Consider the following 4357-nt stretch of genomic DNA (forward strand, 5'->3'; position numbering starts at 1 on the left):
TGATGGACTCGATGGCCAACCTGTACGCGGTCTCGCGGACCACCTTGTATCGCCTTCTGCGTGGCGATCGGCGTCCGAAAGACGCGCACCGGGCAGATCGCGGCAAGCCGCGCATCATGCCGGCTGTGGAAATCGAACATTGGTGCGAGATCGTCGCTGCCCTGAAAGTTCGCACCACCAACAAAAAAGGGCGCTGCCTGTCGAATGCCCGGATTCTCGAACTGCTCGTTGAGTACGGTGTTGAGACGCCGGATGGACTCGAGAAGCTTCCGCCAGGTCGGCTGTCGGAATCCACGCTCAACCGACACCTACGACGGCTGGGCTATGACCGGGATCGCATGACGCGCGAGCCACCGGCCGTGCGCTTCCAGGCCGAATTTGCAAATGCGCTGTGGCACTTCGACATGAGTCCGTCAGACCTGAAGGAGCTGGAAACCCCACCGTGGCTCGATCCGGATCGGCAGGGTGCGCCTATGCTGATGCTGTTCAGTGTCGTCGACGATCGCTCGGGGGTGGCCTACCCTCGACGCTCACGAAACCTGACCCTTTTTCGCTCACTGAAACGGATCCAGGAGATGCGCAGGAGTCGGCAATCTGCGCGATGCAGGCGGTGATTGAACGAGGTTTGGCGGCGGCGCGGCGACGCGCTCCGCCGGGGATTGTTTTGAGGGGAAAGGGATACGCTTGACGCGTGAGGAAGAGAAGCCTCGGAGCTGGGTCAAGGGCAGGCTGCGGTTTTTTGCAGCCTGGCGAAGCATCCCTTGACGCAGCGGAGGGGCACTACGCTGTGGGGTGGCAGTAAGTGCGGTATCGCGCTTACTGCCATGGAGACCGGTACTTGCGCGTGTCGAATTCGCCCCGATCGCCGTCCTTCAATCACTGATCGCTTTCCCCGTCGCTGCCGCCAAGGCGCGAATCGGACGAACCGGCAAGCGGATCGGTGGCCGACGAGCCAGCAAACAGCGGCGCCGTAGCCCCTTCAGGAGGCCGCAGGCTCGTCCGGCGGCGCGGCTTTCCTCGACGCCGAGCGTTTAGCCGTCGCTGTCGCGGCCGCCGTCGCGCTCGTCGGGGCGCTTCCTGGCTCACTGCGCAAAGAGGGTCCGCTCAAGCGCAGGATGATGCAGCGGTGCTGAAGTCGGTCGAGCAACGCATCGACAAGCGGCTTCTTTTGAAACAGCTCGTACCAGTCGGGCAGATCGAGGTTCGTAGAAATCATCGTTGACAGCCCCAGGCTATAACGCTGATCCATCAAGCGGAAGAACGCGTTGACCTGTTCCGGCTTCAGATTGAGGTAGCCCAGCTCATCGATGGCGATCAGCGGAAAGCGGCACAACTGGTTGAGCAGCCCCGTCGTCGAGCGGTCGGCGAGCGAAGCATACAAGGCGTCGAGCAAAGCCTGCGCGTTGAAGAAGCGCGCACGATAACCGTTCAGACACGCCTCGCGGAGCAATCCCACCGCGATCCCCGACTTGCCGGTCCCTGGCGGACCGATCAACAACACGTTCTCGCCACGGCGCAGGAATTCCAGTCCGGCCAGCGTCATCACCTGCGCCTTGTTCACGCTCGGCTGCCGCGCAAAAGGAAACGACTGCAAAGTCCAGGGCCAGGGCAAATGCGCCTGGCTCAAGCGATAAGCCAGACTCTTCTCCCGTCGTGCCGCGTCTTCCGCGCTGAGCAGACGAAAGAGCACCTCCGGAACCGGCGTCCCCTGGCGCTCGGCCAGATCGAGTTCCTCATCGAGCACCGCCGCCATCCCCGACCAGCGCATCTGCCCAAGCAAAGCCTTCAGACGCTCACGCATCATCACCTCCATCGTCGAGATTAAAGAAATCCCCCGCCACCTGCTGCAGGATCATGCGCTCCAGGCGACCCAGGTCGAACAGACCGAACTGCAGCGCCTGCGCCACCGCGGCCAGCAAAGGCCCCTGCGGATAAGTCCGCTTGAACTCCAGCAAGCGGCGCAGCGGCCGCACCCCCCGACCATGCGCCTGGCGGACCAGCGCTTCGACGTACGCATCGAGCAGCGGGTCGTGCCCCTGCAACAAGGTCGCCTCGCGTGGCGGCGTGCGCGGCCGGGGCTGCGGGGTCGGGTGATGCCCAGGGAGCTTCTGCTTCGCATCGCGCACGCCGAGCAAACGGGCATGCACCGCGAGCAGCTGCTCACCCCGGCAAACCCTGACCTCGGTGGCATACAGATAGACGCTCAGCGCCTTGCCCACCCAGCGTTCGGGCACCGAATAGCGATTCGTCTCAATGGACACGAAACCCTGCAGATCGACCACCCGCTCGACCACCTGATAGACCGGCGGCAGCACCGCCGGCAACGGCTGCAGGCAAAGCTTCTCGACGCCGTAGGCGGCGTTCGGCGCCACCCCCAGAGCGCGCTTCGGTTTGGCATTGGCGACGTTCTCGCACCAGGCCAGCGCCTGCGCGTTCAGGTCGGCGAAATCGCGAAACGTCCGGCCGGCCAGGAAATTCCCTTCTATCCAGGAAAAAGGTCTTTCGATCCTCCCCTTGCGATCAGGCATGTTCACCGGGTGCGCACGGAAAGCGAAGCCCAGCGTACGTGCCAGGGCCACCATCTCGGGCGCGAACACGGCCTCGTCGCCGGCCCCGGCGACGACGATCACGCTGGTATTGTCGATAACGCAGGTCGGGCAGCTGCCGGCCATGAAACGCACGGCTTCGAGCAGGAACTGCTTGGCTTCGAAACGCGTGAAACGCGCAAAGTACTGAACGAAGAGCCGCCGCGAATACGCCAGGATCAATGACGCGCATTGCGCCGTCACCGGCTTGCCGGCCAGGATCACGCGATGCGGCGAAGTATCGTGCTGCATCTCCTGGCCCGGGGCGAAGTAATACGCGCCGGCACGTTTCGGCGGGGTGCGCAGATCGGCTTCCCGGATCCAGCGGGTCAGCGTGCTGTAACCCGGACGAAGGTCCATTTCTGCCGCCAGCATCTCCTGGATGCGCACCCCATTGCCGCGCGCACGCTCGAAGGCAGAGACCAGCCAAAGCCGAACCGGCGCCGGGCACGCGGGTTGCCGAGCGCCCTCTGCGGTGTCGGGCGGGGAAGCCGCCGGAGAACGCAGGACGCGGCGAAGGGTGTTACGCGACAGCTTCAACAGCCGGCTGATCTCGCGCAGCGCCAGACCTTGCTGATGCAGTGTCTGCACGGCTTGACGAATCTCGGGCGATTTCATCGGAGTAACCCTTCCTCAGGTGGCACTGGAGAGCCGCCAGCGCCGGTTGCAAAGCGCTGACCGCGGCGGTGACCGCGGGTGGCAAGTCCACTGGCGAGGGCGCCAGGGCGTACAGACGCCGCCTCAGGCGGGCGCTGACCGCGTCGAGAATGCGGATGTCGGCCAGCACCTCGCCTTCCGGACCCTCGCGCAGGCGATCGGCGCTCTTCTCGTCGGCCTTGGCGGTCAGCGAATTGAGCAACAGCTGCGGCGCCTCGACCATCCGCTCGCGCACCGTCCGCGAAGCGCCTTGATACTGCGCGAACCAGGTCGCCAGCTGGCGGGTGGTCAGCGGCGTCGTGTGCAAACTCTCCAGTAGCTGTTCGGCGTGGGTGCTGTTGGCGCGCGCCAACGGGGCGAGAATCCGCACCGCCGCCCAGGTGGAGACCTTTCCCTGGCGTACAGCCGTCAACAAACCGTCCGAGAGGGCCGTAATCAGTTGCAGACGACGACTGACCCAGCTCACGTCGCGGCCGCATCGGCGGGCGATGTCATGCTGGCTCAGTGAGCCAATCGAGAGCAATTCGCGCAGCAGCAGCGCTTCTTCGATCGGCACAAACGCGCGGCTGCGAGTGCGCGCCAGGACTCCCAGAAGGCCTTGTATTGGATCGCCGTCCCAGCACTCGACCTCGGCCGTATCCTTGCCGAGTTGCCGCAACGCGGCAACGCGTCGATACCCGTCGAGCAGAATCGCCGCGCTGCCCTCGCCAGCCACCGCAATGCAGGGGACGAGTTGGCCATTGACCGCGATCGACTGGGCCAGACGCGTGATCGCCGCCGTATCCGGCACGCGAAGCTCGACGTAGCGCAACTCCAGTCGGTGCAAATCCAGAGTCTGGGCCGTAGCGGCCGTCTGATCCATGCGGTTGACCTCCTATGGCATCCAGCCTAGCGAGGCGACCGCTGCAAGGCGATCGAGTCCTCTCTTTGCAAGCCGCGGCATGTGCCTCAGGGAGCGCGACAAGTGGCTGAAAGAACGGTGATTTCGACCGTCCACGCGTCCATCTTTGCAAGTGACGCGTCGATCATCGGCGATAAGCGATAAGTGCCTGAGGGAAGGGCTATTTCCGTCTTTGACGCGTCCATCTTTGCAACCCCAGCCCGGCCGAGTGCGC

3 protein-coding genes and 1 pseudogene are annotated in these 4357 nt (G+C 64.4%); 1 reads left to right on the plus strand and 3 read right to left on the minus strand.

Translation table 11 applies throughout. The features are described 5' to 3' along the window. Positions 1 to 521: pseudogene (locus E4Q23_RS22990) on the plus strand (IS481 family transposase); the annotation flags it as partial. Positions 522 to 979: 458 nt separating this feature from the next. Here the strand turns inward: E4Q23_RS22990 and istB are convergent. Genes istB through E4Q23_RS23005 form a run of 3 tightly spaced genes read right to left on the minus strand, consistent with a single transcriptional unit; the run spans position 980 to position 4104 of the window. Next, complete coding sequence (gene istB, locus E4Q23_RS22995) at positions 980 to 1801, minus strand: IS21-like element helper ATPase IstB (RefSeq protein ID WP_169068735.1); 822 nt, start codon at positions 1799 to 1801, stop codon at positions 980 to 982. Beyond that, entirely contained in the window at positions 1794 to 3203 is a 1410-nt protein-coding gene (locus E4Q23_RS23000) for a Mu transposase domain-containing protein (protein ID WP_248595661.1), read from the minus strand. Before E4Q23_RS23000 ends, istB begins: the two co-directional genes overlap by 8 nt. Beyond that, entirely contained in the window at positions 3109 to 4104 is a 996-nt protein-coding gene (locus tag E4Q23_RS23005; RefSeq protein WP_169068736.1) for a ParB/RepB/Spo0J family partition protein, read from the minus strand. The genes E4Q23_RS23000 and E4Q23_RS23005 overlap by 95 nt, the downstream gene beginning before the upstream one ends. Positions 4105 to 4357: the final 253 nt, after the last annotated feature.

It is taken from the genome of Candidatus Accumulibacter phosphatis, assembly GCF_012939955.1.
Classification (GTDB): Bacteria; Pseudomonadota; Gammaproteobacteria; order Burkholderiales; family Rhodocyclaceae; genus Accumulibacter; species Accumulibacter delftensis.